The sequence below is a fragment of the Rhizobium sp. BK098 genome, from assembly GCF_014193155.1.
Lineage (GTDB): Bacteria > Pseudomonadota > Alphaproteobacteria > Rhizobiales > Rhizobiaceae > Rhizobium.
Map to the genome: position 1 here is coordinate 255,476 of NZ_JACHYY010000007.1, position 26,160 is coordinate 281,635.

The 26,160-nt window shown below is 59.3% G+C and carries 27 protein-coding genes; 6 read left to right on the plus strand and 21 right to left on the minus strand.

From position 1 onward, the window contains the following. Window positions 1-305: 305 nt before the first annotated feature. The gene (locus FHT73_RS19550) at window positions 306-1,100 is read left to right on the plus strand and encodes an SDR family oxidoreductase (RefSeq protein ID WP_112603876.1); all 795 of its coding nucleotides are present in this window, start codon (window positions 306-308) and stop codon (window positions 1,098-1,100) included. An 89-nt stretch (window positions 1,101-1,189) separates the two neighbouring features. Beyond that, on the plus strand, window positions 1,190-2,077 hold the full coding sequence (gene ligD / locus FHT73_RS19555) for a non-homologous end-joining DNA ligase (RefSeq protein ID WP_183714038.1): 888 nt from the start codon (window positions 1,190-1,192) through the stop codon (window positions 2,075-2,077). A 2-nt stretch (window positions 2,078-2,079) separates the two neighbouring features. Here ligD and FHT73_RS19560 read toward each other — a convergent pair whose 3' ends face one another. The 5 genes from FHT73_RS19560 to FHT73_RS19580 form a co-directional block, all read right to left on the minus strand. Next, entirely contained in the window at window positions 2,080-2,646 is a 567-nt protein-coding gene (locus tag FHT73_RS19560; protein ID WP_183714041.1) for an isoprenylcysteine carboxylmethyltransferase family protein, read from the minus strand. 3 nt (window positions 2,647-2,649) lie between these two features. Beyond that, entirely contained in the window at window positions 2,650-3,387 is a 738-nt protein-coding gene (locus FHT73_RS19565) for a glutathione S-transferase (RefSeq protein ID WP_183714044.1), read from the minus strand. 225 nt (window positions 3,388-3,612) lie between these two features. Continuing rightward, window positions 3,613-3,927: a plasmid stabilization protein gene (locus FHT73_RS19570; RefSeq protein WP_112603882.1), complete on the minus strand. Its 315-nt coding sequence runs from the start codon at window positions 3,925-3,927 to the stop codon at window positions 3,613-3,615. A gap of 38 nt (window positions 3,928-3,965) precedes the next feature. Beyond that, window positions 3,966-4,157: a hypothetical protein gene (locus tag FHT73_RS19575; RefSeq protein ID WP_246712159.1), complete on the minus strand. Its 192-nt coding sequence runs from the start codon at window positions 4,155-4,157 to the stop codon at window positions 3,966-3,968. 293 nt (window positions 4,158-4,450) lie between these two features. Beyond that, window positions 4,451-4,720 (minus strand): DUF2934 domain-containing protein, encoded by a 270-nt coding sequence (locus tag FHT73_RS19580; protein ID WP_112604057.1) that lies wholly within the window; start codon window positions 4,718-4,720, stop codon window positions 4,451-4,453. Between the two features lie 326 nt (window positions 4,721-5,046). On the opposite strand from FHT73_RS19580, the gene FHT73_RS19585 reads away from it, so the two are divergent. The 3 genes from FHT73_RS19585 (at window position 5,047) to FHT73_RS19595 (ending at window position 8,376) form a co-directional block, all read left to right on the plus strand. Continuing rightward, a complete protein-coding gene (locus tag FHT73_RS19585; protein WP_112603888.1) occupies window positions 5,047-6,510 on the plus strand; it encodes a phospholipase D-like domain-containing protein in 1,464 nt (487 codons plus the stop codon). Window positions 6,511-6,633: 123 nt separating this feature from the next. Next, complete coding sequence (locus tag FHT73_RS19590; RefSeq protein ID WP_112603890.1) at window positions 6,634-7,476, plus strand: endonuclease/exonuclease/phosphatase family protein; 843 nt, start codon at window positions 6,634-6,636, stop codon at window positions 7,474-7,476. A gap of 102 nt (window positions 7,477-7,578) precedes the next feature. Continuing rightward, window positions 7,579-8,376: an NAD(P)-dependent oxidoreductase gene (locus FHT73_RS19595; protein ID WP_112603892.1), complete on the plus strand. Its 798-nt coding sequence runs from the start codon at window positions 7,579-7,581 to the stop codon at window positions 8,374-8,376. A 3-nt stretch (window positions 8,377-8,379) separates the two neighbouring features. Here the strand turns inward: FHT73_RS19595 and FHT73_RS19600 are convergent, their stop codons facing one another. The 15 genes from FHT73_RS19600 to FHT73_RS19670 all read right to left on the minus strand — a co-directional run bounded on the left by FHT73_RS19600 (window position 8,380) and on the right by FHT73_RS19670 (window position 24,384). Next, the gene (locus FHT73_RS19600; RefSeq protein ID WP_183714047.1) at window positions 8,380-9,426 is read right to left on the minus strand and encodes a sulfate/molybdate ABC transporter ATP-binding protein; all 1,047 of its coding nucleotides are present in this window, start codon (window positions 9,424-9,426) and stop codon (window positions 8,380-8,382) included. An 11-nt stretch (window positions 9,427-9,437) separates the two neighbouring features. Continuing rightward, window positions 9,438-10,310 carry a sulfate ABC transporter permease subunit CysW gene (gene cysW / locus FHT73_RS19605; protein ID WP_112337308.1) on the minus strand — a complete coding sequence of 291 codons (873 nt, stop codon included), beginning with the start codon at window positions 10,308-10,310 and terminating at the stop codon, window positions 9,438-9,440. After that, complete coding sequence (gene cysT / locus FHT73_RS19610; RefSeq protein WP_069609968.1) at window positions 10,300-11,157, minus strand: sulfate ABC transporter permease subunit CysT; 858 nt, start codon at window positions 11,155-11,157, stop codon at window positions 10,300-10,302. The genes cysW and cysT overlap by 11 nt, the downstream gene beginning before the upstream one ends. 6 nt (window positions 11,158-11,163) lie before the next feature. Beyond that, window positions 11,164-12,192 (minus strand): sulfate ABC transporter substrate-binding protein, encoded by a 1,029-nt coding sequence (locus FHT73_RS19615; RefSeq protein WP_183714050.1) that lies wholly within the window; start codon window positions 12,190-12,192, stop codon window positions 11,164-11,166. A gap of 161 nt (window positions 12,193-12,353) precedes the next feature. Further along, the gene (locus FHT73_RS19620; RefSeq protein ID WP_112337311.1) at window positions 12,354-12,809 is read right to left on the minus strand and encodes a PTS sugar transporter subunit IIA; all 456 of its coding nucleotides are present in this window, start codon (window positions 12,807-12,809) and stop codon (window positions 12,354-12,356) included. Window positions 12,810-12,908: 99 nt separating this feature from the next. Continuing rightward, the gene (locus FHT73_RS19625; protein ID WP_015342832.1) at window positions 12,909-13,601 is read right to left on the minus strand and encodes a response regulator transcription factor; all 693 of its coding nucleotides are present in this window, start codon (window positions 13,599-13,601) and stop codon (window positions 12,909-12,911) included. Then, window positions 13,598-16,309, minus strand: a complete 2,712-nt coding sequence (locus FHT73_RS19630) for a sensor histidine kinase KdpD (RefSeq protein WP_183714053.1) — start codon at window positions 16,307-16,309, stop codon at window positions 13,598-13,600. The genes FHT73_RS19625 and FHT73_RS19630 overlap by 4 nt, the downstream gene beginning before the upstream one ends. A 59-nt stretch (window positions 16,310-16,368) precedes the next feature. Then, window positions 16,369-16,974 carry a K(+)-transporting ATPase subunit C gene (locus FHT73_RS19635; RefSeq protein ID WP_112337313.1) on the minus strand — a complete coding sequence of 202 codons (606 nt, stop codon included), beginning with the start codon at window positions 16,972-16,974 and terminating at the stop codon, window positions 16,369-16,371. A 12-nt stretch (window positions 16,975-16,986) separates the two neighbouring features. Next, on the minus strand, window positions 16,987-19,074 hold the full coding sequence (gene kdpB, locus FHT73_RS19640) for a potassium-transporting ATPase subunit KdpB (RefSeq protein ID WP_112603900.1): 2,088 nt from the start codon (window positions 19,072-19,074) through the stop codon (window positions 16,987-16,989). A 48-nt stretch (window positions 19,075-19,122) separates the two neighbouring features. Further along, window positions 19,123-19,284 (minus strand): hypothetical protein, encoded by a 162-nt coding sequence (locus tag FHT73_RS19645; RefSeq protein WP_162707999.1) that lies wholly within the window; start codon window positions 19,282-19,284, stop codon window positions 19,123-19,125. 12 nt (window positions 19,285-19,296) lie between these two features. Beyond that, a complete protein-coding gene (gene kdpA / locus FHT73_RS19650; RefSeq protein WP_112603902.1) occupies window positions 19,297-21,000 on the minus strand; it encodes a potassium-transporting ATPase subunit KdpA in 1,704 nt (567 codons plus the stop codon). A 27-nt stretch (window positions 21,001-21,027) separates the two neighbouring features. Next, window positions 21,028-21,117 (minus strand): K(+)-transporting ATPase subunit F, encoded by a 90-nt coding sequence (gene kdpF, locus FHT73_RS19655; protein ID WP_041678183.1) that lies wholly within the window; start codon window positions 21,115-21,117, stop codon window positions 21,028-21,030. Between the two features lie 557 nt (window positions 21,118-21,674). Next, entirely contained in the window at window positions 21,675-22,685 is a 1,011-nt protein-coding gene (locus FHT73_RS19660) for a zinc-dependent alcohol dehydrogenase family protein (protein WP_112603904.1), read from the minus strand. Between the two features lie 318 nt (window positions 22,686-23,003). After that, entirely contained in the window at window positions 23,004-24,002 is a 999-nt protein-coding gene (locus FHT73_RS19665) for a Tim44 domain-containing protein (protein ID WP_183714056.1), read from the minus strand. A gap of 160 nt (window positions 24,003-24,162) precedes the next feature. Then, window positions 24,163-24,384 (minus strand): hypothetical protein, encoded by a 222-nt coding sequence (locus FHT73_RS19670; protein WP_183714059.1) that lies wholly within the window; start codon window positions 24,382-24,384, stop codon window positions 24,163-24,165. A gap of 355 nt (window positions 24,385-24,739) precedes the next feature. On the opposite strand from FHT73_RS19670, the gene FHT73_RS19675 reads away from it, so the two are divergent. Further along, window positions 24,740-25,018, plus strand: a complete 279-nt coding sequence (locus FHT73_RS19675; protein ID WP_015342821.1) for an HU family DNA-binding protein — start codon at window positions 24,740-24,742, stop codon at window positions 25,016-25,018. Between the two features lie 152 nt (window positions 25,019-25,170). On the opposite strand, the gene nrdF is transcribed toward FHT73_RS19675, so the two are convergent. Continuing rightward, the gene (nrdF, locus tag FHT73_RS19680) at window positions 25,171-26,145 is read right to left on the minus strand and encodes a class 1b ribonucleoside-diphosphate reductase subunit beta (RefSeq protein ID WP_183714062.1); all 975 of its coding nucleotides are present in this window, start codon (window positions 26,143-26,145) and stop codon (window positions 25,171-25,173) included. Between the last annotated feature and the right edge of the window lie 15 nt (window positions 26,146-26,160).

Below are 26,160 nucleotides of genomic sequence, written 5' to 3' on the forward strand. Positions count from 1 at the left end.
CATCGTGAACAGGCCCAAGCGTTCGACTCTCCTAGCAGCTTCCTTATCTGTCGCAACGGCGCTACGCCAGATCGTTTTGTTCGCTTGCGGGATGGACATGGAGCGATGCTTCTGCGACTTCGATCGAAATCTTAACTTCAAGAACAAGAAAAACCCTTTTATTTTCAGGCGACTACGGACGCTTCCTCGACAAAAGACATGTCGTCGTTTTGTCGCGCTTGGCATGATTGCCTTTTCGCCCCCGGGCCTGATAAGACAAAGCCATATTTCGTCGTATGATTGGTTGACGTTCAGGAGGAGTCGTCATGGCAGAACTCGCGCAATCGCTTGCGTCCATTCGCATTCCCGATCTTGCCGGCAAAAGAGTATTGATAACGGGGGCTTCGACCGGCATCGGCGCCGCCGTGGCACGCGCCTTTGCCGCACAGGGTATGAAAATCGGCCTGCACTTCAATGCAAGCCGCGAACCGGCGGAAAAGCTGGCCGATGAAATCAAGGCTGGCGGCGGAACCGTCCATCTCATTCAGGGCGATGTCTCGCAAGACGGCGGGACCGAGAGCGTCGTCAAGGATGCGGTAGACGCGCTGGGTGGCCTCGACGGCCTGATCAACAATGCCGGCGGCATGCTCGGGCGGCTGCCGACCGCCGAAATGACAGATGAGCATTATGAGCGTGTGATGAACCTCAATGCACGCTCCGTCCTTGCGGCAACCCGTGCCGCTCATCCACACCTGAAAAAACAGGGCGGCTTCATCATCAACACGACCTCGATTGCCGCGCGCAACGGCGGTGGCAATGGTGCAATTCTCTATGCCGCCTCCAAGGGTTTCGTCTCGACCATTACCCATGGGCATGCCAAGGAATTCGTCAACGACAAGATCCGCGTCAATGCCGTCGCACCCGGCGTCATCGCGACGCCGTTCCATGAGCGCTATACCAACGACGAGCAGATGGAACTGCAGCGCAAGACGATTCCCATGGGATTCGTCGGCACGCCGGAAGACTGCGTCGGCGCTTATCTCTTCCTCGCCTCTCCCACCCTGTCCGGCTACATCACCGGCCAGATCATCGAGGTCAATGGCGGCCAGCTCATGCCGTGAAGTGCGGTCAGCGGTCGCTTTGTGTGTCGGGCAATGTTAGTCTTGCCCGGCGCGGGACCTTCGCGTCGAGGAAGATGGAGCGCATGCAGATGGCAAAGACGCCCACTCATGACGGCATCGAGACGTCGGTGGAATTGACCCATCCGGAGCGGGTCTATTGGCCCGACGATAATATTACCAAGCATGATCTTCTCGAATATTATGCCGTGGCGTGGGAGCGCATGTCGCCATTCGTCATCAATCGCCCCCTCGCCCTCTTGCGCTGCCCCGATGGTATCGACGGGCCACGCTTCTTCCAGAAACACGCCTGGAAAGGCATCAATCATCACATCACCGAAATCGCCGATCCTGAAGACAAAGACGCTGCGAAACTTTTGAAGATCGAGAGTTTCGACGGGCTTGCTGCGCTCGTCCAATCAGCCGCCCTGGAGATACATCCCTGGGGCACCACGATCGATCATTGGGAAAAGCCCGACATGATCATCATGGACCTCGATCCCGGCGAGGATATCGCATGGAGCAAGGTCGTGACTGCAGCGAAAGAGATCAGGGAGCGGTTCGCTGCCCTGGGCCTAACCTCCTTCGTCAAAACCTCTGGCGGCAAGGGCCTGCATGTGGTCGCATCCGTCAAACCGCAGGCGACCTGGCCTGATATCAAAGATGCTGCCGAAGCGATCGCCCATGCCATGAGCGCCGATAGTCCGCAGACATATTTGTCGGTCGCCAGCAAGGCGAAACGAGCTGGTCACATCTTCATCGACTATCTGCGCAACGGCCGCGGCAATACCGCCGTGGCACCCTATTCGACACGCGCCAGAAAGGGCGCGGCCGTTTCGATGCCAGTCAATTGGGAAGAATTGGACGACACGATCGGGCCTGCTTCCTTTACGGTCAAGAATGCGGCATCGCGCCTCGGCCACTCGAGCGCCGATCCTTGGGCAGATTTTTTCAAGGCGGCATCGCCGCTCAAAGTCTGACGCTACACGAGAAACGGGACCAGCGCCGGCGTGCTGGCCTTATAGTCGGCATACGCCGAGCCGAAGGTCTCGCTCATCCAGCTTTCCTCGATCTGCACACGGCGCAGCACGGCATAGAGAACGGCGACGATGGCCAGGGCCGCCGCGATGTCGCCTCGCGCAATTGCCGAGCCGATGATGGCAAGCAGTAGGCCGGAATAAATCGGATGCCGAACGAGCGCATAGGGACCGGAGCGTACGAGCGCGTGATCCTCCTTGAGGGTAATCACGCCGCTCCAGTTTCTGCCGATGTGATAGCGCGCCCAGACGGCGAAGATCAGACCGATGAAGGTCAAAGCAGCACCGATTGCATAAGATGTAGGGTCTTGCGGAATGATACGATATCGTAAGGGGCCGAACCACGATGGATCGATTGAAAGCAGGAAGGCGCCGATCCAGATCGGCGCGGTATTGCCGAGCCGCGACCACGGATCCTCCTGCCGCACGCTCTTCTTGACGCCGAACGAGGCGAAAAGCCAGATCAACAACCAGATGATCCAGCATGCAGGAATGAATTGATAAAGCAGCATCGCTCAGGCCACATCTTTGTCCAGTTCCGGATAGTGCCGGAAAATGCCGTTCTCATTGAAGGGAATGCGGCGATCGGACTGAAGATAGCGAGCAATGTTGGGCCGTTTCATGACAGCTGCGTGCAGCGCAGTCAGATGCGGATAATCGCGCTCAAAATGCTTTGTCGCGCGCGGGAAGGCATAGTGCAATCCCTCATAGACCTGGAACAGCGATAGATCGACATAGGTCAATTCGCCGCCGAAAATATGGCTCGATCCTTCGGGGTTCTGCTGAAGCACTTTCTCGAAATAGCCGAGAAACTTGGGAATGCGGTTTTCGATGAATTCTGCAGCGCGCGCTTTGGCCTCTTGCTTCTGGTCCTCGTAATATTTCGACGTTGCGATCGGGTGATGCGTGTCGTGTACCTCGGCGACGAGATCGGTGATGGTCAACTGCAGGCCGTTCAACACGTGGCGCTTTCCTTCGTCCCTCGGTGCCAGACCTAGTTTCGGCCCGAGATACATCAGGATATTCGCCACATGCGGAATAATCAGATCACCGTCCTTCAGAAATGGCGGCGCAAACGGAAGATCGAAGTCGGATTTTCCGCCCATGATGGCGAACATGGCGGGCATTCCCTGCCCCTTGGCTGCCGGTCCGCGACAAACATCGACATACTCCGCACCCGCCTCCTCCAGCGCCAGCCGAACGAATTCGCCGCGCCCTTGAATGCCATCCCAATAATAGAGTTCGTAAACCATGCGGTTTTTCACTCCCGAGAATTGAAAACGTCAGCCGCGGCAGTCGTAGCGACGGGCATATTCTCGTCACCGTCACCATCGGCGCATCGCAAGCCCACAATTTAGCGCCGATGGTACAGAAGATAAGTGGCGACCGACGGTATGGGCTACACATATGCGCCAGAAGCCCTGTGAATGTCATCTTCGGCGTGTGAAAAAGGTCCGGCGAGACCTCCAACGGGGAGGCTAGCTGCGCGCATTATGCTCGTGGCGTTTACGCGTCGCCGCCGCCTTCCTCGCAGAGGCGGAACGCTCCGCTGCGGGCCGTTTGGCGGCGGCACGTCCGCCGATCCTGCCACCTTTTTCGGACGATTCGTGATTTTCGGAATGGCCGCAACCGGAGCCGGATTTCTTGCCGCCGCCGCTTTCCTTATTGACCGTCGCCCAGGCACGCCGCTCCGCCTCCTCATTGGAAACGCCGCGGTCTTCATATCCTTCCTCGATATGCTCAGCCTTGCGCTTCTGTTTGTCCGTATAGGCCGATTTGTCTCCTCGGGGCATGATCTTTCTCCTTGTTAGGACGAAAAACCAACCCGTCGTCAGAGAAAAGGTTCCGAGATCCGCCCGGGCGAATTGCGATTACTGAACAGCAGATTGGCTGGAAGCATTCGGAAGCGCCGATCATGCCGCGCGGCGGCAGATTGCTTGGCCGAAGCCGGGAAAAAGATGCCGACTGAACGATCGATGATCAAAATCAGGACCAAGGCGGCCAGCAGATAGAGCGCGGTCAATATAAGGAGGGATGTCATCGCATCGCTCCAAACCCATTGGCAAAGCAGGCAGCGCAGCACGCCGCAACGATTGCGGCAACAGTCATTTCCCTATCATCGATGTCGCTACGACCCATTGCTAAGCTCCCTTCGCAATTCGTAGCATCGATGTGTGACAACTATGTCGCGCAGGAGAGCCAAATCACCGGAATTATTGCAAATATTCCGCCGGCCGCCGTCTCTTGAAAGAGAGAGGGCCCGCCGTTGCCAACAGGCCGCTCCTGTCTCCGCCACACTCTTGAGACCGACACGCCTTACACCTTCGGCGCTACAGCCTTCTTCGGCGTTTTCTTCGCGGGTTTGGCCGATTTCTCCTCGGCAACAGCCGCCGCAGCGACCGCCGTCTTGCGTTTCGCCTTTGGTTTGATATCGATCGTGCTGCCGTTTGCTACAGTCATTTCAAGCGCAATACGCTCGCTGCTCGCCTGCGCCCAGTGCTCGGCGTCGCGTCCCGAAGGATGACCTTCCTCTTCCCATATGGCGTATGCGCGTTTCTTGATCCATTCGTCCCGAGGTTCCAACATCTGCTGTTCTCCGTTCGCATCATTGAACATGGTTTTGATGAACAATGCCCGTTCTTGAAATGCGGGCTTTACGCCTCCCCCGAGCAGTCAAGACACTAGGTCAAGCCTTCTTCGGTCTCGACTCTCGAACCGCAGTGGCGCTTCAAACGAAAGACAGATTTACCGTGGGGGACGGTAGCGAAGCAGCCGAAGCACCCTAACTATGAAGGCGGTGACAACGGGGTTCAATTAAAATTATCTAATAGGATGAATTTTCGCACCGATAGCCTTCTGATGACCGCAAGCCGGCTCATTGCAGCTTTTGCGCGCAAGGATATACTTGCATCATGATCGACCTCGTGGCCGCCCATTGGGGCCAAATTCTCGCCGTCCTTTCCATCGCGATGGGGGCCGCCGCTGCAATCCATGCAGCCATGACCAAAGAGGATGTCCGCGCCGCGATCGGCTGGGTCGGCGTCATCATCCTGTCCCCCATCATCGGTGCCGTCCTCTATGCTGTCGCCGGCATCAATCGAATCCGCCGGGCCTCCCTCAGCTCGCAGCGAGATGCGCTCTTTCGCAAGGATGCGAATGGCGAGCTCTCCAGCTTCGACGCGGATGACGGCGAGGTGCGGCGGCTCTTCGGCGAACGTTTCGGCTCGATGAAGACGCTCGGCGACCGGGTCGTCCGTTACACGATGAGCACCGGCAATACGATCGAGATGCTGACGAACGGCGATGTCGCCTATGCCGCGATGAAAGCCGCAATCGATGGCGCCGAACGCAGCATCCTGATGGAAACCTATATTTTCGATCGCGATCCGATCGGCCTTCGCATCGCCGATGCCCTGATTGGCGCGACCAAACGCGGCGTCAGCGTCCGCGTGCTGATCGATGCCGTCGGCGCCCGCTATTCCGTGCCGAGTATCATGGGTTATCTGCGCCAGGGCGGCGTTCAGGTCGACGTCTTCAACGGCAATGTCATCATCGGCCTCCGGTTGCCCTACGCCAATCTGCGCACCCACCGTAAGATCCTCAGCATCGACGGGCGAATTGCCTTTACCGGCGGCATGAACATACGCCAGGGTTTTACGCGCGAATTCGCTCGCGATCACTGCGCCCGCGACATGCATTTCTGCGTCACAGGACCGGCAATCGCCGATCTCTTCAATACGGCAGCCGAAGACTGGCGCTTTACCACGGGCGAGGTCCTGAACGCCCCGGAGTGGCGAATTGCCGCCCCTTCCAACGAGCCGGGTGCCCCCGTCTTTATGCGGGTCGTCGCCTCCGGCCCGGATCGCAGCGTCGAGACCAATCATAAGATGCTGATTGGTGCGCTGTCGGTGGCGCGCAAATCCATCCGCATCATGTCGCCTTATTTCCTGCCCGATCGAGAATTGATCAGCGCTCTAGTGACAGCAGCCCGGCGCGGCGTCGAGGTCGATATCGTCGTGCCGACAGCCAATAATCTCGTGCTCGTCGACCGAGCCATGACGGCGCAATTCGACCAGATGCTGAAGAATTATTGCCGCATCTGGCGCGCCGAAGGCGCTTTCAACCATTCCAAGCTCTTGGCCATCGACGGCATCTGGGCCTATGTCGGCTCTTCCAATCTCGATCCGCGCTCGTTGAGGCTCAACTTCGAGGTGGATCTCGAGGTGCTCGATCGCGGCTTTGCCGGCACGATCGATGCGCATATCGGCGCAATCCTCGAAACGGCGCATCCGGTCGATCTCGAAAAGCTTCGGGCGCGGCCCTTCATCGTCAGACTTGTCGAAAAGGTGCTTTGGCTCGGTTCGCCCTATCTCTGACGCTCGCTCGGCCGAACAATCTGGCCTGGTCGCAGCCTTTTTACATGACAAGGCCAACGATCGCTTCTTATACTCTTTCCCATGTGCCCGACATGGTCTGATCAAGGAACGGTCGACGGATAGATGCGAAAGAAGAAAGAAAGCCTCCGTGCGAGCATTCTGGAAAGCCTGAAGAACCGCAAGAAATCGCGCCCCAAGCCGGCTGGCGGCCAGGTGGACCGACCGGAAGGCACATTGATCGCCTCCTACAATGTCCACAAATGCGTCGGCGCCGACCGTCGCTTCGATCCGGAACGCACCAGTCGCGTCATTCATGAAATCGATGCCGATATCATCGGCTTGCAGGAAGCCGACACCCGTTTCGGGGAACGCACGGGTATCCTTGATCTGCGTCGCCTCGAGCGCGAGACGGGGCTTATTCCGGTGCCGATCACCGGCGTCACCAAGGCCCATGGCTGGCATGGCAATGTCGTGCTTTTCAAGCAGGGCACGGTTCGCGATGTCCATCAGATCAATCTGCCCGGGCTGGAGCCGCGCGGCGCACTCATTGCCGAACTGGAATTGGCGCGCGGAGGAAGCCTCAGAATCATTGCCGCGCACCTCGGCCTGCTGCATCGCTCGCGTGCCCAGCAGACACGCCTGATCGTCGACCTCATGAACGGCGGCAGCGAGATGCCGACCGTTCTGCTGGGCGATCTCAATGAATGGCGGCTGGGCGACCGCTCATCGCTCAATACCTTCCAGGCCGCCTTCGGCCCGCTTCCCCCTGCTGTTCCGAGCTTTCCCTCGACGCTGCCACTCCTGGCACTCGATCGCATCATGGCAAATCGCCGAGGCATGATTTCCGCGGTCGAGGTGCACGACTCACCACTGGCGCGCATGGCGTCGGATCATCTGCCCATCAAGGCGGTCGTCAGTCTCGAAACGTTCGACAACGACGCTCAGCGGCATCCACAGACAGCCTAGACGTTATCGACATGCTTCGTGTTGATCCCACCGATATATGTGATGACGGGCGAAGGACCATCTTATAGGCTGCCCGCAATTGACCGATCCGGGAGACAATCCATGCTGAAGACTTTGTTGCTGACTGGCGCCGCCGGTGGCGTCGGGCAGGCGATCAGGCCGCTTCTGTCGCAAATTGCCGAGAATGTCGTTTTATCCGATCTCTCGCCGATAAGCGACTTGCGTCCGAACGAGCGTTTCGTCGCTTGCGATCTCGCCGACCGTGGCGGCGTCGAGGCAATGGTCAAGGGCGTGGACGGGATCATCCATCTCGGCGGCATTTCGGTCGAGAAGCCATTCGATCTGATCCTTCAAGGCAACATCGTCGGCCTCTACAATCTTTATGAAGCAGCGCGCGCCGCCGGCAAGCCGCGCATCATTTTTGCAAGCTCCAATCACACGATCGGCTTCTACCGTCGCGACGAGCGGATCGACAACAAGGTGCCGACACGGCCAGATTCGCTCTATGGCGTCTCAAAAGTATTCGGCGAGGCTGTCGCCAGCCTCTACTTCGACAAGTTCGGCCAGGAAACGCTTTCGGTGCGTATTGGTTCGTGCTTCCCGGAGCCGCGCAATACGCGCATGCTCGCCACCTGGTTCAGCATCAGGGATTTCGTCTCGCTGTGCGATTGCGCTTTCAACGCCCCGCGCCTTGGCCATACGATCGTCTACGGCGTCTCGGACAATGACGAACAATGGTGGGACAACAGCAACGCAGCTTTCCTCGGCTGGAAGCCGCGCGATAGCGCAGCGCCGTGGCGGGCCGAAATTCTGTCGAGAACGCCCACTGAGGATCCAAACGATCCCGCAATCGTCTATCAGGGCGGCGGCTTCGTTTCTGCCGCTCACCCCGAGGACTGATCGTCAGACGCCGTTGCGAAAGAGCTTCCAACGGGTCGGCCTGAAGGCGATGCGGTTGCGGTCCAATGCGTCCGCCTTGTTCGGCGGCAGTTCGATCTCCATAGGATCGTGCTCGGCACCGATGTTGATCTCGAGATGGCGGGTACCTGCCACGCGCCTGCTGGCAACGAGCAAACCCGCAATCGCGCCGCTATCGCCGTCGCGAATCTCGATATCGTGGGGTCGGAAATAGAGATAGGCTTCGCCATCGGGCTCATGCGGCGTGCTGAGCCCCAGCGGCTTGTCCTCGAACCAAATCTCGCCGCTGGTGATGCGCACCTTGAGGCGATTGGATTGACCGATGAATCCATAGACGAAAGGCGAGTTCGGCGTGTCGTAGATCTCGTCCGGCGTGCCGACCTGCTCAATCGCGCCCTTATTGAGCACGACGACGCGATCGGCGAGCTCCAGCGCTTCTTCCTGGTCATGGGTCACGAAAACGGTGGTGTGGCCGGTGCGGTCGTGAATCTCGCGCAGCCATTTGCGCAGGTCCTTGCGCACCTGCGCATCGAGTGCGCCGAAGGGCTCGTCGAGAAGCAGGACATTCGGCTCCACAGCCATGGCCCGCGCCAGCGCAACACGCTGGCGCTGGCCGCCTGAAAGCTGCGTTGGATAGCGCTTCTCCAGGCCATTTAGCTGCACCAGTTCTAGCAGCTCCGTTGCACGGCGGCGGATTTCATCGCGCGGCGGGCGCCGCGATGCCGAGCGAACCTTCAGGCCGAAGGAGATATTGTCGAGCACGGTCATGTGCCTGAACAGCGCATAATGCTGAAACACGAAGCCGATATTACGCTGTTGGACGGTCTTCAGCGAAGCATCATCTTCGCCAAAGAAGATTTTGCCCTCCGTGGGCGTTTCCAGCCCGGCAATCAGGCGCAGCAGCGTCGTCTTGCCAGAGCCGGATGGCCCGAGAAGCGCGATCAGTTCGCTCGAACGGATATCCAGGGACACGTCATGCAATGCGGGAAAGCGACCGAATTCCTTACGCAGGTTTTGAACGCGAACTTCCATTAAGAATTCCTTCAGTGACGCCGGCTGGCTGCGATCTCTTCGCTATAGCGCATTTCCAGCAGCGTCTTCAGTATCAATGTGACAAGGGCAAGCAGAGCCAGGAGCGTAGCAACGGCAAAGGCCCCAGAGAAATTATATTCGTTATAAAGAATCTCGACCTGCAGCGGCATGGTGTTTGTTTCGCCGCGAATGTGGCCGGAAACCACAGAAACGGCGCCGAACTCACCCATGGCGCGGGCGTTGCAAAGCAGCACGCCGTAAAGCAGACCCCATTTGATGTTCGGCAGCGTGACGTACCAGAATGTCTGCCAGCCATTCGCTCCAAGCGAAAGTGCTGCCTCCTCGTCTGCGCTGCCCTGCTCCTGCATCAGCGGGATCAGTTCGCGCGCGACGAAGGGAAAGGTGACGAACATCGTTGCCAGGACCAGCCCAGGAACCGCAAACAGGATCTGAATGCCGTGGCTCTGCAGCCAAGGGCCGAATATGCTGTTCGAATTGAACAACAGCACGAAAACCAGGCCCGATATGACCGGCGACACCGAGAATGGCAGATCGATCAGCGTCGTCAGTAAAGCCTTGCCCTTGAATTCGAACTTGGCGATCGCCCAGGCGGCAGCAATGCCGCAGACGAGGTTCAGCGGCACACTGATACCTGCAACGATCAATGTCAGCCGGATCGCCGCGAAGGTTTCCTCGTCAACCAAGGCTTCGAAGAAAGTCTCGATCCCCTTGCGGAATGCCTCGACGAAAACGGCGGCGAGAGGCAGAAGTACCATCAGCGTCAGGAACGCGAGTGAGATCAATATGAAGACGATGCGCGCAAGCCGGCTTTCGGTGATGACGGAATGATCGGTCTCGACTGATGCAGAAAGATCATGCGCCATAGCCATATCTCCTTCTGCTCCAAGACTGGATAAGATTGATGATCAAAAGCATGGTGAAGGAAATGAACAGCATCACCGTCGCGATCGCCGTCGCTGCGGAATAATTATATTCCTCCAGGCGAATGACGATGAGCAGCGGCGCGATTTCTGAAACATAGGGCTTGTTGCCGGCGATGAAGATGACCGATCCGTATTCGCCGGCCGCGCGCGCGAATGCCAATGCAAACCCCGTCAGCGCCGCCGGCGCAAGACCTGGCAAGAGCACGCGGGTTATAGTCTGGAAACGCGACGCGCCGAGGGTCGCTGCCGCTTCCTCGACCTCGCGGTCGATCTCTTCCATGACGGGCTGCGCGGTGCGCACCACGAACGGCAAGCCGACGAAAATCAATGCAATGACAATACCGACCGGAGTGAACGCGATCTTGATGCCGAGTGGCGTCAGGAACTGCCCAATCCAGCCATTCGGCGCGTAGAGCGTCGTCAAGGCAATACCGGCGACTGCCGTCGGCAGGGCGAACGGCAGATCAACCATGGCATCCAGGATGCGCTTGCCCGGAAAGCGATAGCGCACGAGCACCCAAGCCAGGATAAGTCCGAGCACGGCATTGACGAGCGCCGCGATGAAGGCGCCGCCGAAGCTCATGCGCAGCGCATAGAGCGTGCGCACGTCAAGCGCAAGGGCCCAGAAATTCTGCCAGCCGAGCGCGCTGCTCTTCCACAGCAGTCCCGACAGCGGAATGAGAACGATGAAGATGAGCCAAGCCAAGGTAACGCCGAGCGCCAATCCGAATCCCGGAATGACGCTCGGCTGCCGTAACCGCCACCGTTTGCGGGTTATAGAATGCATTCAGTCTTATTGTCCCGGCTTATAGATCTGATCGAAGACGCCCCCGTCAGCGAAGAATTTCGGCTGAGCTTGAGACCATCCGCCGAAGTCGTCAATAGTTGCGAGCTTCAGGGACGGGAAACGAGCGACATCCTTCGGATCGGCTGCTTCCGGCTTGATCGGCCGGTAATAGTGCTTCGCAGCGATCTTCTGACCTTCATCCGAGTACAGGTAGTTCAGGTATGCTTCCGCGACTTTGCGCGTGCCCTTGGTGTCGACATTGCCGTCGACAACGGCAACCGGGGGATCGGCGCGGATCGAAACGGATGGTGTTACGATCTCGAATTTATCGGGGCCGAGCTCGTCGAGCGAGAGATAGGCTTCGTTTTCCCAGGCGAGCAGCACATCACCAAGACCACGCTGCACAAAGGTCGTCGTCGCCCCGCGCGCTCCGGTGTCGAGGACCGGGACATGCTTCAGGAGCTGCCCGACATAGTCCTGCGCCTTGGTATCGTCGCCGCCATTGGCCTGCTTGGCCCAGGCCCAGGCCGCCAGAATGTTCCAGCGGGCACCACCCGATGTCTTCGGGTTCGGCGTGATGACTTCGACGCCGTCCTTGACCAGATCCCCCCAGTCCTTGATGCCCTTGGGATTGCCTTTGCGCACCAGGAAAACAATGGTGGAGGTATAGGGAACGGAATTGTTCGGGAACTTGGTCTTCCAGTCCGTGGGGATCTTGTGCGTCGCCTTGGCGATCGCATCGATATCGCCTTCAAGAGCGAGCGTCACGACATCGGCATCGAGACCGTCGATAACCGAGCGGGCCTGCGCGCCGGAACCGCCATGCGAAGCCTTGATATTGATGGTTTCACCCGTGTCCTTCTTCCACTTGGCAGCAAAGGCCGTGTTGAAGTCCTTATAGAGTTCGCGGGTCGGATCGTAGGAAACATTAAGAAGCGTCTTGTCCGCCGCCCAGGTCGGCGCGACGGACGCGATCGAGAAACTGCCGATCAGAACTGCCGTGGCGAGAAGCCGTGAAAGCTTTATCGTCTGCATGAATACACCCCCTTCGTTTGTCCTTAAACCCTACCAACTTGGTCGTATAAAGTAACGAAGACAGTTCCCGTTTTCGGCAACCGTGGAGAACAGCATCCCATAGAATCCACAAAAGTGAAATCACATTCCCGAATGACATCAGATGCCCAACGAATGCGTCGTCAGCAAATTGTGTCGGACATAAAGACGGAATAGAGTTCGTCAGCGCTCTTTGTCTGCCGCATTGCCGTCAGAACGCCTTCCGTGCGCAAACGCCTCGCGATCGCGGCAAGCACGTTCAGATAGTCGCTCCGACCGCCCTCTCCGAACAACAGCACGAAAGCCCATTCCGTCGGCACGTCGTCGATGGCTTCGAAATCGACGGGATGTGCAAAATGCACCATCAGTCCCCGAGGCCTCGTCATGGCAGCGATGGCGGCATGCGGAACCGCAACGCCATTGCCGATCCCCGTCGTGCCCAATTTTTCGCGCGTCTCCAGCGCCCGCAGGACCACTGCCTCGTCGAGGCCAAAGCAATGGGCTGCCTTCGACGACAGCATCTGCAATGCCCGCCATTTCGTCGGAGTGGAGACGCCGACAAAGACGTGTTCGGGAAGAATGATCGTGGAAAGGTCCATGGTCGCACTCAAAGTCCGGCAATAAATTCTGAAATGGCATTCATCGCCACAAGTCCAAGGCCAAATCGCCTCGATAATGGGCTCGAAATCTCCGCCGCCTCAATCCGGCTCGCGCAGCCGATAGCCGACGCCTGTTTCGGTGGTGATATAGCGTGGCTGATCCGGGATTTCTTCGATCTTCTGCCGGAGCTGCCGCACATAGACGCGCAGATACTGCACATCGGCCGCCGGCCCCCAGATCTGCTTCAGCAGGAACTGATGCGTCAGGACTTTGCCGGCATGCTGGGCAAGCACGCGCAGGATGTCGTATTCCTTCGGCGACAGCTTGATCTCCCTACCATCGACCTTGACGATGCGCTTGACGAGATCGATGGAAAGGCCGCCGGTCTGGAAAATCGCCTTTTCACCCTGCTGCTGCAGGCGATGGCGCAGCGCCACACGGATACGGGCAGCAAGCTCGTTGACGCCGAAAGGCTTGGTCACATAATCATCGGCGCCGCTCTCGAGCGCCTTGACGATACCAGCTTCATCGGTGCGGCTCGACAGAATGACCACCGGAATCTGCACCCCATCCTCACGCCATTCCAAAAGCAGGTCCTGGCCGGATTTGTCGGGCAAGCCGAGATCGAGCACGATCAGATCGGGTTGATCCTCGGCGACCGATACCCGAGCCGATGCGGCGCTCTGTGCCTCGTTGACGACGTAGCCCTGAGCACCAAGACCGACGCGCAGCAACTTGCGGATCGGCGGCTCATCATCGACAACGAGAATCTTGACGGCAGTAGTGTTCATTTCAAGTCATCCAGCTTCGGAACATCTGTTGGTTTCGGCAGGCGGATGGTGAAGACCGCTCCCTGCCGATCCGTTCTGTTACCGGCGGCAATCGTGCCGCCCATCGCCTCGATGAAACCGCGGCAGATGGACAGGCCAAGACCGGTTCCGGCGCGCACCTGATCGCCCTTGCGTACGCGGTAGAATGTATCGAAGACGCGCTCGAGGTCGGTGGGCGGAATACCCGGTCCTTCGTCCATTATCCGGAAGACGATGTTGTCGATATCGGACCAGGCCTCCAGCCGAATGGCCGATCCTTCCGGCGCATATTTGGCGGCATTGTCGAGCAGGTTGAACAGCACCTGCTCGAACAGCACCGGATCGACCTTCACCATCGGCAGATCGACGGGCATCTGCACGTCGACACGGTGATGCGTCAGGATTTTTTCCGCCCGCCGCAGCGCGCTGCCGACGATATCGCCGGCATAATGCAGGGCATAATTCGGCTCCATCGCACCGGACTCGATCTTGGTCATATCGAGAAGATTGGCGATGAAGCGGTTGAGGCGCTCGGATTCGTCGATGACGGTCGAGAGGAGATCGACGCGATCTTCATGCGGCAGGGTTTCCAGATAATCGCGCAAGGTGCCTGCCGCCCCAAGGATGGCAGCCAGCGGCGTCTTCAAATCATGAGAAATGGACGTCAGCAATGCCGAGCGCAGCCGGTCCGCCTCGACGGCAAGCTTCGCCCGATCGACATCGGCAACCAGCTGTACGCGCTCGATGGCAAGAGCCGCCTGATCGGCGAGCGCGTCGAGCAGCCGCTGTTGCTCCGGCGTCAAGAGCGGGCCGTCGCGCCGGTCGCTATCGAGGCCGATGACGCCGACGGCGGTGCGGCCGGTGCGGAGTGGAACGTAAAGGCGTTTGGCACCCGGTAGCGTATCTGCGCCACGGCCAGCGGCGTGATTGTGCTCCCATGCCCAGCGCGCCGCGGCAATATCGGCATCATCGAGCGTATCGTCAGGCGGATAGCCGGCCCTGACGGCGATGGTGCCATGTTCCGGCAGAAGCAGCACGACACGCAGCTTCAGCATCGAGGCCAGCTGAAAGGCAGTCGCCCAGAGAACATCATCGAGCGTGCCGGTGCCGGCGAGTTTCTTGGAGAAAAGATAGAGGTCTTCCGTCGTTCGCGCCCGCTGTCGCGCCGCCGCCGCCTGGCGCTGCACCGTCGCCGTCAGGTTACTCGCGATCACCGCGACACCGAGGAAGAAGAAGAAGGCGAGCACGCTTTCCGGATCGCTGATCGTCAGTGTGTAGCGCGGCGGCAGGAAGAAGAAGTTGAAAGCAAGCGCGCCGAGAATACAGGAATAGAGCGCCGGACGCAGACCTTGGGTCACGGCGCTTGCCAGGACCGCCATCAGGAAGACGAGCGCCAGATTTCGCACATCCAGCACCTGATCGAGGATGACGCAGAAACCGAGCGCGATGGCGACATAGAGTGTTGCCAGGACATAACCACGCAGCTGGAAAGGCGGCGGCGAAGGCGCCACTTTGACACCCCGCCTTGCAGCCTCGCCATCCGCTTCGCTGCCGGAAATGACATGGACGCTGATGTCCCCAGCCCTGCGGATGAGATCATAGGAAACTGAGCGGCGAGACCAATCGCGCCAGGAGCCGATTTTCGGCGAACCGATGACGATGTGGGTGACATTGTTGCTCGCCGAATGGCGAAGCAGTTCCTCCGCCACCTCGCGGCCCGGAAGCGTGATAGCTTCACCGCCGAGCTGTTCGGCGAGCCTGAGCGTCGCGGCAATCGTGTCGCGCTGCGCCTCGCTCAAACTGATCGAGCGGTTGGTCTCGACATAGACGGCTGCCCAGGGGGCCCGCAGACGCGCGGCCATGCGGGCGGCATATCGGACCAACGACGCCGAGCGCGGGTGATGATCGATGGAAACGAGCACACGCTCGCCGGCAGCCCAGGGGCCTTGGATCGCGTGCGCCTGCATGTGGGTCAGGAGCTGGTCGTCGACGCGCTGGGCTGTGCGTCGCAGCGCCAGTTCGCGCAACGCCGTCAGGTTGCCCGGCGTGAAATAATTGGTCAGCGCCCGTTCTGCGGTCTTCGAGACATAGACCTTGCCGTCGTGCAGCCGCTTGATGAGATCATCAGGCGTCAGATCTATGATCTCGACATCATCGGCCATGTCGATGATTGAATCCGGCACCGTTTCGCGCACGCGGATGCGTGTGATCTGCGAAACGACGTCATTCAGGCTTTCGACGTGCTGGATATTCAACGTCGTATAGACATCGATCCCACGGTCGAGAAGCTCCTTCACATCGAGATAACGTTTGGGATGCCGGCTGCCATGCGCGTTGGTATGGGCGAGTTCGTCGACGAGCACCAGTTCGGGACGACGCTTGAGGATGGCATCGAGATCCATCTCCTCTAGCGCCCTGCCCTTGTATTCGACATTGACGCGCGGAACGATCTCGAATCCGTCGAGCAAAGCCTGTGTCTCACGGCGGCCATGGGTCTCGACAACGCCGATCACAACATCGACGCCGTCGGCGATCTTCGCCCTGCCTGACATCAGCATCTCATAGGTCTTACCGACGCCTGGTGCCGCTCCCAAGAATATCTTCAGCCGTCCGCGTGTTTCCGCCCGCGCCTTTTCGAGAAGCGCATCGGGAGAAGGCCTGCTCAACATGTCGCGGCTTTCATCTGCCATTCGCGGGTCGTCTTTCCTGATAAGGTTGAGACGGCGCTAACCGCCTCAACCTCTTCAACTCATTGAGTCATAGAAGCATCGAGCGCCTGGTTCAATGCCAGCACATTGACCACAGGTTCGCCGAGAACGCCGAGTTCACGCGGCTCGATGGCCGCATCGACAAGCGACTTGACCTTAGCCTCATCCATACTGCGGGCCTTGGCGACGCGCGGCACCTGGAAATAGGCATCCTCAGGCGAGATGTCCGGATCGAGACCGCTACCCGATGTCGTCACCATGTCGATCGGAACCGGCGCGTTCGGATTCTGGGCCTGCAGCGTTGCGGCATCGCCCTTGATGCGTGTCATCAGAGCCGAATTGGTCGGACCGAGATTGGAACCACCGGAATTGGCGGCATTATAGGGTGCGGAAACCGATTTGGTCGGGTCATTCGGATCGGCGCCGGTCGTGGCCGAGGGACGACCGTGGAAATACTTATCCGCCGTAAAATTCTGGCCGATAAGGCTGGAGCCGATCACCTTGCCATCCTTCTCCACCAGGCTGCCATTGGCCTGATGAGGAAAGAGCGCCTGGGCGACACCGGTCATGGCAAGCGGATAGGCAAGGCCGGTCAGGACGGTCGTGGCGACGATCATGACGATCGCAGGTCTGATTTGTTTCAACATGAGAGAAACTCCTTAGACAAGGCCGATGGCGGTGATCGCCATATCGATGGCCTTGATGCCGATGAAGGGAACGATGATGCCGCCGAGGCCGTAGATCAGCAGGTTGCGGCTGAGCAGCGCGCCGGCGCCGATCGGCCGGTAGCGGACACCCTTCAGTGACAGCGGGATCAGTGCGACGATGATGAGCGCGTTGAAGATGATCGCCGAGAGGATGGCGCTTTGCGGCGTTGCCAGCCCCATGACGTTCAGCATCTTCAGCTGCGGATAGAAGGCAATGAACATCGCCGGGATGATGGCGAAATACTTAGCGATATCGTTGGCGATGGAGAAGGTCGTCAGTGCGCCGCGTGTCATCAGCAGCTGCTTGCCGATCTCGACGATCTCGATGAGCTTCGTCGGGTCGCTGTCGAGATCGACCATGTTGCCGGCTTCGCGGGCGGCGACCGTACCGGTGTTCATGGCAACGCCGACATCGGCCTGGGCAAGTGCCGGCGCGTCGTTTGTGCCGTCACCGCACATGGCGACCAGCTTGCCCTGCGCCTGTTCCTGACGCATCAGCGCCAGCTTCATTTCAGGCGTCGCCTGGGCGAGGAAATCGTCAACACCGGCTTCGGCGGCAATGGCGGCAGCCGTCAACGGATTGTCGCCGGTGATCATCACGGTGCGGATGCCCATGCGGCGCAGTTCCGCAAAGCGTTCGCGGATGCCGCCCTTGACGATGTCTTTCAGATGAATAACGCCGAGCAGACGGCCGTCACGGGCAACGGCAAGCGGCGTGCCACCGGCCTTGCCGATCTCGTCGGCGATTCCTTGCAGCTCACGCAGCATTTCGCTCGATGTGCGGGACATGACCGCCGAGCCTTCCGTCGTACCATTGGCTGCACCTTCGACATAGGCGACGATGGCATCCACAGCGCCCTTGCGGATCGAGGAGCCATCGAGGTCCACGCCGCTCATGCGGGTCTGTGCAGTGAAGGGAACGAAGGTCGCCTTCAGGCTCGTCATGTCGCGGCCGCGGATCGCATATTTCTCCTTGGCGAGCACGACGATCGAGCGTCCCTCAGGCGTCTCGTCGGCAAGCGAGGCGAGCTGTGCGGCATCGGCGAGATCCTGCTCGCTGATCCCCCGGACCGGACGGAAGGCGGTTGCCTGACGGTTGCCAAGCGTGATCGTGCCGGTCTTGTCGAGGAGCAGCGTATCGACGTCGCCGGCGGCTTCGACGGCGCGGCCGGACATGGCAAGCACGTTGAAGCGCACCAGGCGGTCCATGCCGGCAATACCGATCGCCGACAGTAGCGCGCCGATGGTGGTCGGGATCAGGGTCACGAAGAGGGCGACGAGCACGACCGTCTGTATCGAACCGCCGGCATAGGCGGCAAAGCTCGGGATGGTGACGGTCGCGAGAACGAAGATCAGCGTCATGCCGGCCAGCAGGATGTTGAGCGCGATTTCGTTCGGCGTCTTCTGACGCTCGGCGCCTTCGACCAGCGCGATCATACGGTCGATGAAGGTCGAGCCGGCTGCCGCCGTGATGCGGACGCGAATCTCGTCCGACAGGACCTGCGTGCCGCCTGTCACAGCCGAGCGGTCGCCGCCCGATTCACGGATGACGGGTGCGGATTCACCGGTGATCGCAGCTTCATTGACGGAAGCGACGCCTTCGATGACCTCACCGTCCGAGGGGATGATATCGCCGGCCTCGACCAGAACGACATCACCGACCTTGAGGCTGGTGCCGGGCACCATCTTGTAATCGGTGCGGCTGTTGCCGACGAGCAGCTTCGCCTGGGTCTCCGTGCGCGACTTGCGCAGCGAGTCCGCTTGCGCCTTGCCGCGGCCTTCGGCGACGGCTTCGGCGAAGTTGGCGAACAATACCGTGAACCAAAGCCAGATATTGATCTGCAGCGAGAAGGCGAGATTGCCGCCGCCGGTGATAAGGTCGCGCAGGAAGAGAACGGTCGTCAGCATCGACACGACGGCAACGACGAACATGACGGGGTTCTTGGCGAGGGTGCGCGGATTCAACTTCGTGAACGAAGCGCCGATCGCCGGAACGAGGATGCGAGAATCCAGAATACTCGCTGATTTTAACTGGCTCATAAGAGGCTCCAGCGTGAAGAGGAAAACGTCAGATCGGAACGCTGCCGATCAGCCGATCAAAAATCCGAAGACGACAAGGCCGAGGAACAGTGCGGCCATTGCCAGCAAAATGGCATCGGACGCGCAGGCTGTTCCGACCGGGCCACGCCCCCTGTCGAAGGGGCGTGGATCGATGGCTTTTCTAAGCTTGCCTAGAAGCGGTTGGCTCATAACCGTCATTCCTTAGAAGGTCTGGCCTGCAATCATCGACAGATGTTCGACGATCGGTCCGAGCGCCAGCGCCGGGAAGAAGGTCAGGCCACCGACGATCAGGATCGTGCCGACGAGCAGGCCGACGAAGAGCGGACCATCCGTCGGGAAGGTGCCGGCCGAGGCAGGAACCGTCTTCTTGCTGATCAGGGAACCGGCAATCGCAAGGGCAGGAACGATGACCAGGAAGCGGCCGATCAGCATGACGATACCGAGCGTGATATTGTACCAAGGGGTATTGCCGGTCAGGCCGGCGAAGGCCGAGCCGTTATTTGCCGCGGCCGAGCTGTAGGCATAGAGGATTTCCGAGAAGCCGTGCGGGCCGGCATTGGCGATCGAGGCAACGGCGGAGGGCAATACCGCGGAGATCGCCGTGAAGATCAGCATGCCGGCGGGCAGGCAAAGCACGGCAAGCATTGCCATCTTCACTTCCTTGGCCTCGATCTTCTTGCCGAGATATTCCGGCGTGCGCCCGACCATCAGGCCTGCAACGAAGATGGCGATGACGACGAACATCAGGATGCCGTAGAAACCGGCGCCGACGCCGCCGACGATGACTTCGCCGAGCTGCAGGTTGATGAGGGGGATCAGGCCGCCGATCGCCGTGAAGCTGTCGAGCATGCCGTTGACCGCGCCGCAGGATGCAGCGGTCGTGATGACCGCGAAGAGCGACGAGGCGGCAATCCCGAAGCGGACTTCCTTGCCTTCCATATTGCCACCCTGGACACCGAGTGCATGAACAAGCGGGTTGCCAGCCGCTTCAGCCCAATAGGTGACAATCACGCCGGCGATGAACAGCGTGCCCATCGCAGCCAGGATCGCCCAGCCCTGACGCTGGCTGCCGACCATACGGCCGAAGACGTTGGTGAGTGCCGCGCCGATGGAGAAGATCGCCAGCATCTGGATAAGGTTGGAGACGGCGTCGGGATTTTCGAAGGGATGCGCCGAGTTGGCGTTGAAGAAGCCGCCGCCATTCGTGCCGAGCATCTTGATGGCGAGCTGCGAAGCGACGGGACCGACAGCAATCGTCTGCTGTGCGCCTTCAAGCGTCGTGGCATTGACATAGGGACCGAGCGTTTGCGGGACGCCAAGGTAGACGAAAGCAATCGTCAGCACGATGCAGATCGGCAAGAGGACATAGAGGGTCGCGCGGATCATATCGACCCAGAAGTTGCCGATCGCCTTGCCGGAGGCACGCGCAAATGCACGGATCAGCGCGATGGCGATGGCGATGCCGGTTGCCGCGGAAACGAAGTTCTGCACCGTCAGGCCGGCCATCTGCACGAGATAGGACATCGTGCTTTCGCCGCCATAGTTCTGCCAATTGGTGTTGGTGACGAAGCTGGCCGCCGTATTGAAGGATAGTTCAGGTCCGACAGCGGTCATGCCGGCCGGGTTATACGGCAAGCTGCCCTGCAGGCGCTGCAGCGCGTAGAGCGCGAGGAAGCTGGCAAGGCTAAACAGCAGCATGGAGACCGAATAGGTCGTCCAGTGCTGCTCTTCGCGCTCATCCGTGCCGGCCAAACGATAAAGCCCCCGTTCCACAGGACGGAGGACGAAAGAGAGGAAGGTGCGCTCGCCGGTAAAGACACGTGTCATGTAACCGCCGAGCGGTTTGACGAGCAGGAGAAGGATCCCGATGTAAATGAGGATCTGAAGCCATCCGTTGAAGGTCATGGAGGTAACTTTCCCTATCCAGCGCCGTTAGAAGCGCTCGGGGCGAATGAGAGCATAGACCAAGTAGACGGTGAGAAAGATCGTCACGCCGCCACCGAGAATGTAATCGAGAAGCATTGCCGTCTCTCCGACTAGAGGCTGTCGCAGGCCTTGGTGTAAGCGACGCAAAGGAGGAAGAATAAAACGCCGATCCCGACAAGAAGAATGTCCATCATCGATCGCGATTCCTTGATTGTTATTGTTGAATGCAGAAATGACGGAGAGCGCCCTTGCTCGGAGCGCCTCTTTTTCCTGCCGACCAAAAGAGCACTTGGGGTGCATCTTCCGAACACAATATGCGACCGAACCGCATTAAGGTTCGAGACGGCGGGAAAGCGGAAGATATAAAAATCTTATAAATGCCAGTGCGAATGATGATGGGCTGAAAGTCTGCTCATACGCGAGGCAGATGCCCTGCCTGTATTGCCGAACTCACTCGAAGAATCCGGCGCATTCCTCAAGATCGACCACCCTCCATGATTGCATGATAGCACATGAAAAACGTCTAATATAGCTGGATTTTGGCGCTGACGGCGATCGGAGTCCACTTCGGCATCCCTGCCCTGCAATCGAGCGGGATTTGTTCCAACGCGGCTAATAGACCTTGTCTGCAACCTCGCCGAAAACAGCGGCGTTCAGGGACGGACTATGACCTTGATTTCGCCGGCCAGCGGCGCGCTTCCAATCACGCCTGCCACGTCTTCAAGGCCGATCGTCTTCGTAACAAGCGAATCCAGTTCCAGAATCCCGCTTGCCACCATGGCGGCGGCGCGAGCGTGGGTGAAGGGATTGAGATAGGCCGGCCTGATCTCAACCTCATTGACGAGCAGATCAAACGGCAGAATGGGCACTTCGAGGCCTGCCGGCGTTACACCGAAGAGGACGAAAGCACCGCCGCGCCGCGCCATCCGAACGCCGCTTTGAAGCGTTTCGGGAACGCCGGCGCATTCTATGATGACGTCAACGCCGCCATGGGTAGCGTCCTTGACGGCAGCAACCGCATCGATCGCCGTCGGGTCGAGGGCCAGCGTCGCTCCCAGGCGCAACGCCGCCTCGCGCCGCGACAGCTGTCTCGTGACAAGGATAATCTGGTCTGCGCCGGCCAAACGGGCCAGTTGGACCATGAGCAGGCCGATGACGCCGCCGCCCAATATGGCAACGCTATCGCCCGGACGGATTTGTGCCTTGTCGATGGCATGGATGCAGCAGGCCAGCGGCTCGCAGAAAGCGCCATGGACGGGATCGAGATCCGGAGGCAGCGTGAACGCCTGGCCGCAGGGAACCGCAACATAGTCGGCAAAGCCGCCATCCCGCGTCACGCCGATAGCCGTGAGGTTGGCGCAGAGATTCGACCGCCCACGCCGGCAGGCAGGGCAGGTACCGCAGGTAATATTCGGATCGACCGTAACGAGTTCTCCGCCTACAAATGACGAAACACCCTCACCCACCTCTTCCACGAGGCCGCAGAACTCGTGACCCAGGGTCACCGGGATCGCTGTCGGATATTCGCCCTTGTACATGTGCCGGTCGGACCCACAGATGCCGGCGGCGAGAACCCGGACGATGATCTCTCCCGGTTCGGCGCTCGGCTTCTCGACCATGCGCATGGTCATATCGCCGATCGCTTCCAAACGGACTGCCCTCATTCGCGTCCTCCAAGCATAAGATTTGATTCTTGCGCTACTGTGCTGCTCCCATCCGCACTATAGCACTCAATGGTGCCCTTAGCCGCTCCATAGCCGGTGCGCTAGACGCTCCAGCAAGCACCAAAGCACTCTGCTGAAAGCCGTCTCACAATGGCGTTGGAGCGTTTCGAAAAAACGAATGGCCTTGAGACGGCGCCGCAACCGAAATAAGGCTTGATAAAAGCCAAGCCCTGCCTTGGAGGGGCTCATGCCGGTGCCGGATCAGCCGATTGCCCCGGGTTCCGCTCGGGGCAATCTCCAACTGGGGTCAGTTCAAGATTAATGCTGGCCTGTTCCCTGGATCGCCGAAAGCTTCCAGTCCGAACCCGGCTTGCGCACGAAGGTCCAGAGTTCCGTCGTCTCGGAAGGATTGCGGTCGTCGCCATCCACAAGCTTTCCGGTCGTGCGATCGACCATCGCGTCGATGCTCGAGTAGCGCATTGCAAGCGTTGCGTACTCGGCATCTTCCTCACGCCAGGCCTCGGCGATATCACCCTGCAGCAGGCGCACATCGGAAACGCTGTTACGCACGCCATTGGTAGCGTTCTCACCGAGCTCCTCGGCCAGATAAGACATCGCCTCCGGCGTGGTTAGCCGACGGATCGCCGCATAATCCTCGGCGCCATAGGCCGTTTGGATTTCGGTGAGAAGGTGCTCGAAACGATCGAGATCGGCCTGCTGCAGCCCGATCTCGTCATTGGCTTGGCGCACCTTCTGCGCGGCCGCTGCCCCACCGCCGATGGACGGAATGGAGAAGGAAGGACGCGGCGATGCGCCGGCATTATTCATCGGGTTCATATTGTAGGACGACCCAGATCCGGGTGCTGCATATTGCGTGCGCTGCCGGTTTGCGAAGAAGCGCATCGCAAAGCTGATGAGCAGCACGATCAGGCCGATCTGCAGCAGCATTCCGAGAAAGCCGATGCCGCCGCCGAAACCATGGCCGAGCAGCATGCCGAGAAGACCGCCGGCGATCAAGCCACCGATCATCGATCCGCCGAAGCCGCCGAAAAGGCCCGGACGCTGCGGCGCGCCAAGCGGCGGCTGCGTCGTCGTCTGCTGCTGCGGACGCTGCGTCATCGTCCGGTCAATGGGTGCGGCCTGCGTGGGCGCTGTCCTCGTAATGGCCGGGGTATCGAAGGTGCGCATTCCACGGCTTCCGAAGCCGCTGGATCCAGCGCGACGCGCATCGGCGGCATCAAAGGTCGCCACGGACGACGCGGCGGCAAGGACGACGATGGCTGCGATCTTGGCGAAACGCGGTATTGCACTGAACATTGGCTCTCCTGTCATAGGGCAGAAAGACGAATTTGCCCCTGATATGGGGATGCCTGTTCGTGATTGTAAGGCTGCGATTTTAAGTTGGCGAAACTTTTGGACTTCAACCAAACCAAGCTATCCATATGCGGGTGCTCGGAAGCAACGATCTAAGACAACCCTAATCTTCATCCGCTCTATCGATCAGGCCATCATAGATTTCCATCATTGCGTTGGTGATCGCCTGGCCAAGTGCGTTGCCGGCCGCGCGGACATCGTCGTCCGTGCCGTCCCGCGCTGCTCTTGCCAGTTCAAAGCCCTCATTGCTGATGATCTGCTTTGCGACCTCGATTGCCCACAGCCCGAAATCGCCGCGGTTGTCTATCTTGATCTCGTGTTCCATTGCTTGTTCCATTCATCCATCGTGAGCAAGCCTCTATAGAGCCAACCAGCGAAAGGCCACCCCGATCGCGCCGCCGTAGCGGGTGTCCATATGGTGAAAAGATGCGCCGTTGCTCCACGGTTCGTCCATTTTCGGAGATTCGCAGGCTTCTGCGGATACCCGTTTGTCGCTGTCTATCGGCTGCATGATCAGGTCTTCGCCTGGAAAATCACCCGCGGAAAACCTCCAAAATGGCGTCAATGCGTCGGAACCTGTGGAAATGCAGGCTTTCTCGCCCTTTCATGTCAGAAGTCCTCGTGACAACTGGCATCTCCAATGGAAATGATTCCGCCGTTATCAATGCGGGGGAAGCCTCATGACCACTACCAATGAAATTGCAGACAAGATTGCCGCAGATCACAAGCTGACCAAGGCACAGGGCAAGGCAATCGTCGAAGCCGTCTTTGCCGCCATCACCGGAGCCGCGACCTCCGGCGCCGAAACCTCCATTCCGGGTTTTGGTAAGTTCAAGGTCAAGGATACGCCGGAGCGCGAAGCGCGCAACCCGGGAACGGGCGCAACCATCAAGGTTGCAGCATCGAAGAAGCTGACCTTCACGCCTGCAAAGGCGCTGAAGGATGCGCTCAACAAATAATCGCTGCTCTGGCCGAAGGCCCGTAGGCTCATGACCGACCCTATCCGCTAGGGCCGGTCATTTGCCGTTTCATACGAACGCAAGCGCCGCTTCGTCGTGAGGCGGTTCGAAAGTACTGGCTCGAACTGCCTAAGCTGCGCCAAGCTCCATCCTCAGAAATTCCAATCCTCATCCTCTGTGGCGACCGCCTTGCCGATCACATAGGACGAGCCCGATCCCGAGAAGAAGTCATGGTTCTCGTCCGCATTCGGGGAAAGCGCCGAGAGGATCGCCGGGTTGACCTTGCAGGCCTCGGCCGGGAAGAGCGCCTCATAGCCGAGGTTCATCAGCGCCTTGTTGGCGTTGTAATGCAGGAACTTCTTGACGTCTTCTGTTAGCCCGACGCCGTCATAGAGCGCTTCGGTATATTTGGCCTCGTTGTCATAAAGCTCCAGCAGAAGATCGAACGCAAAGTCCTTGATCTCCTGGCGTTGCCCGTCCGAAAGCCGCTCAATCCCACGCTGGAATTTGTAGCCGATGTAGTAGCCATGCACGGCTTCGTCGCGGATGATGAGGCGGATCATATCGGCGGTGTTGGTGAGCTTGGCGCGGCTCGACCAGAACATCGGCAGATAGAAGCCGGAATAAAACAGGAAGCTCTCAAGGAAGACGCTCGCGACTTTCTTCTTCAAGGGATCGCCGGAGGCATATTGCTCGATGATCAGCGTAGCCTTCTTCTGTAGGAATTCGTTCTCCTCCGACCAGCGATAGGCATCATCGACATCGGGCGTCAGGCAGAGCGTCGAAAAGATCGACGAATAGGAGCGTGCATGCACCGCTTCCATGAAAGAGATATTCGACAGCACCGCTTCTTCATGCGGGGTGGCGGCATCAGCCATCAGCTTTACGGCGCCGACGCCGTTCTGGATCGTGTCGAGCAGCGTGAGGCCGGTGAAGACGCGGATGGTGAGCTGCTGCTCCTCCGGCTTCAGCGTGGCCCAGGACTGGATATCATTCGACAGCGGCACCTTTTCCGGCAGCCAGAAATTACCAGTCAGGCGGTTCCAGACTTCGAGATCCTTATCGTCTTCAATGCGGTTCCAGTTAATGGCGCGAACGCGGCTTGCCGGCTTGAATTGCATGTTCATTGTCATCGTCCCTCA

Bases quoted from the DNA above. Each gene is read 5' to 3' on its own strand.
- FHT73_RS19560 (WP_183714041.1), bottom strand. From the start codon at position 2,646: ATGCTGCTTTATCAATTCATTCCTGCATGCTGGATCATCTGGTTGTTG.
- cysT (WP_069609968.1), bottom strand. From the start codon at position 11,157: ATGCATTCTATAACCCGCAAACGGTGGCGGTTACGGCAGCCGAGCGTC.
- kdpB (WP_112603900.1), bottom strand. From the start codon at position 19,074: ATGAGCCAGTTAAAATCAGCGAGTATTCTGGATTCTCGCATCCTCGTT.
- FHT73_RS19645 (WP_162707999.1), bottom strand. From the start codon at position 19,284: ATGAGCCAACCGCTTCTAGGCAAGCTTAGAAAAGCCATCGATCCACGC.
- FHT73_RS19570 (WP_112603882.1), bottom strand. From the start codon at position 3,927: ATGCCCCGAGGAGACAAATCGGCCTATACGGACAAACAGAAGCGCAAG.
- FHT73_RS19670 (WP_183714059.1), bottom strand. From the start codon at position 24,384: ATGGAACACGAGATCAAGATAGACAACCGCGGCGATTTCGGGCTGTGG.
- kdpF (WP_041678183.1), bottom strand. From the start codon at position 21,117: ATGCTTCTCGATTACATTCTCGGTGGCGGCGTGACGATCTTTCTCACC.
- ligD (WP_183714038.1), top strand. From the start codon at position 1,190: ATGGCAAAGACGCCCACTCATGACGGCATCGAGACGTCGGTGGAATTG.
- FHT73_RS19590 (WP_112603890.1), top strand. From the start codon at position 6,634: ATGCGAAAGAAGAAAGAAAGCCTCCGTGCGAGCATTCTGGAAAGCCTG.
- FHT73_RS19595 (WP_112603892.1), top strand. From the start codon at position 7,579: ATGCTGAAGACTTTGTTGCTGACTGGCGCCGCCGGTGGCGTCGGGCAG.
- FHT73_RS19585 (WP_112603888.1), top strand. From the start codon at position 5,047: ATGATCGACCTCGTGGCCGCCCATTGGGGCCAAATTCTCGCCGTCCTT.
- FHT73_RS19600 (WP_183714047.1), bottom strand. From the start codon at position 9,426: ATGGAAGTTCGCGTTCAAAACCTGCGTAAGGAATTCGGTCGCTTTCCC.
- FHT73_RS19615 (WP_183714050.1), bottom strand. From the start codon at position 12,192: ATGCAGACGATAAAGCTTTCACGGCTTCTCGCCACGGCAGTTCTGATC.
- FHT73_RS19665 (WP_183714056.1), bottom strand. From the start codon at position 24,002: ATGTTCAGTGCAATACCGCGTTTCGCCAAGATCGCAGCCATCGTCGTC.
- FHT73_RS19630 (WP_183714053.1), bottom strand. From the start codon at position 16,309: ATGGCAGATGAAAGCCGCGACATGTTGAGCAGGCCTTCTCCCGATGCG.
- cysW (WP_112337308.1), bottom strand. From the start codon at position 10,310: ATGGCGCATGATCTTTCTGCATCAGTCGAGACCGATCATTCCGTCATC.
- FHT73_RS19580 (WP_112604057.1), bottom strand. From the start codon at position 4,720: ATGTTGGAACCTCGGGACGAATGGATCAAGAAACGCGCATACGCCATA.
- FHT73_RS19625 (WP_015342832.1), bottom strand. From the start codon at position 13,601: ATGAACACTACTGCCGTCAAGATTCTCGTTGTCGATGATGAGCCGCCG.
- FHT73_RS19675 (WP_015342821.1), top strand. From the start codon at position 24,740: ATGACCACTACCAATGAAATTGCAGACAAGATTGCCGCAGATCACAAG.
- nrdF (WP_183714062.1), bottom strand. From the start codon at position 26,145: ATGAACATGCAATTCAAGCCGGCAAGCCGCGTTCGCGCCATTAACTGG.
- FHT73_RS19620 (WP_112337311.1), bottom strand. From the start codon at position 12,809: ATGGACCTTTCCACGATCATTCTTCCCGAACACGTCTTTGTCGGCGTC.
- FHT73_RS19550 (WP_112603876.1), top strand. From the start codon at position 306: ATGGCAGAACTCGCGCAATCGCTTGCGTCCATTCGCATTCCCGATCTT.
- FHT73_RS19660 (WP_112603904.1), bottom strand. From the start codon at position 22,685: ATGAGGGCAGTCCGTTTGGAAGCGATCGGCGATATGACCATGCGCATG.
- kdpA (WP_112603902.1), bottom strand. From the start codon at position 21,000: ATGACCTTCAACGGATGGCTTCAGATCCTCATTTACATCGGGATCCTT.
- FHT73_RS19635 (WP_112337313.1), bottom strand. From the start codon at position 16,974: ATGTTGAAACAAATCAGACCTGCGATCGTCATGATCGTCGCCACGACC.
- FHT73_RS19565 (WP_183714044.1), bottom strand. From the start codon at position 3,387: ATGGTTTACGAACTCTATTATTGGGATGGCATTCAAGGGCGCGGCGAA.